Here is a 1,458-nt window from a genome sequence, read left to right on the forward strand (position 1 = left end):
GAAGGACTCTCAATGACCATGTCAAGCCGCAGCAGCAACCGGGATGGGGTTTGCCATGCTGAATTCGCGGCCGTCTCGCAGCAATGCCCACAACACGTCGACCAGGCGCCGGGCCAACGCTAGGAGGGCTTGGGTATGGATGAGTCGCTCACCGCGTTTTCGGTCGTAGAACCGCCGCGAAGGTCCGTCGGTGACTTTCAGGCTCGACAGGGCGGCCATGAAGAACACACGTCGCATGCGTCGGTTGTAGCGTTTCGGGCGGTGCAGGTTGCCGTTGACCCGGCCCGAGTCCCGGGGGACCGGGACAAGGCCGGCATAGGAAGCCAAGCGGCCTGCACTGGCGAAGTTGGCCAGGTCACCGCGCGTGCCGACGAGGAACTCCGCCCCCAGTCCGGGGCCCATGCCGGGCAGGGATTCGATGATGCGCGCCCACGGGTGTTGCCGGAATCGGGTCGTGATGAGTTTGTCGGTGTCCTTGATCTCCCGGTCGAGATCCAGCAGCTTGCGGGCGATGCGTTTGACCAGCATCGCGGTGTCGGCCTCACCGGGCAGAGCCAGGCTCTGGCGTCCAGCGGCATCGATCGCGGTGGTGGCCGCCTTGGCGATGCCCGGCTTCCACGCTCCGTTGTCGGCGAGGTATGTTGTGACACCGTCGATTCCGGCTGCTCGGATCTCGGCGGGAGTGCACATTGCGGCGACCAGGATCAGTGGGGTCCGGTTCGAGTAGTCGAACGCGGCCTCCAACGCGGGGAAGATCGAGCCGAGCAGCGCACGCAGCCGGTTGATCCCGGCCACCCAATCCGCCATCAGATCGGTGCGATAGCCGGTCAGCTGGGTCAGTCCGACCACGAGCTCATCAGGCATCACGACCTGGTTGAGATCTTCACGCAGACGGGCGCTCTGGGCGATCACCCGCGCGTCCTTGGCGTCGGTCTTGCCCTCGCCGCGGAAACCGCCGGTCATCGAATTCACCACTCGGCCCGGCACATATGTCACCGCTTGATCAGCGGCCAACAGCGCCGTGATCAGCAGCAACGCCATAGGGCTGGTCAGATCGATCGCCCAGCCCACCCGGTCAGCGGCCTGACCAGCGCGCGCGATCAACGCTTCGATCGCGGCCTGGTCGTTGCCGAGCTTCTGGCTGAATACCGTTTTTCCGGTCTCGTCGACCCCGCACGCGTGATGCGCGTGTTTACCGACATCGATCCCGACCCAGATCTGAGGGCGAGTTGCCACCCACGTGCTCCTGACCTCGCAGTTCAGCCCGTGGACAACCCCGCCGTCAGATCCCTAACCAGCGACGACCCGCAACAAGCTCTCAATCAGCAGTCGGAGCGTCCAGCGCGGTGGGGCAGCCAGTCCTTCGGAGCCTCAACCAAGGCAGAACCTCATCAGCTACACCCCACCGCTCTGGGCATCCAGGGCACCAACCCCAGACGCCTACAAACTTAGGGAACC

1 protein-coding gene is annotated in these 1,458 nt (G+C 64.8%); it reads right to left on the reverse strand.

Features of this window, described 5'->3' with window-relative positions:
- Positions 1 to 21: 21 nt before the first annotated feature.
- The gene (locus ACFWPH_RS34670) at positions 22 to 1,236 is read right to left on the reverse strand and encodes an IS110 family transposase (RefSeq protein WP_378756548.1); all 1,215 of its coding nucleotides are present in this window, start codon (positions 1,234 to 1,236) and stop codon (positions 22 to 24) included.
- Positions 1,237 to 1,458 lie beyond the last annotated feature (222 nt).

The organism is Nocardia sp. NPDC058499 (genome assembly GCF_042719915.1).
Lineage (GTDB): Bacteria > Actinomycetota > Actinomycetes > Mycobacteriales > Mycobacteriaceae > Nocardia.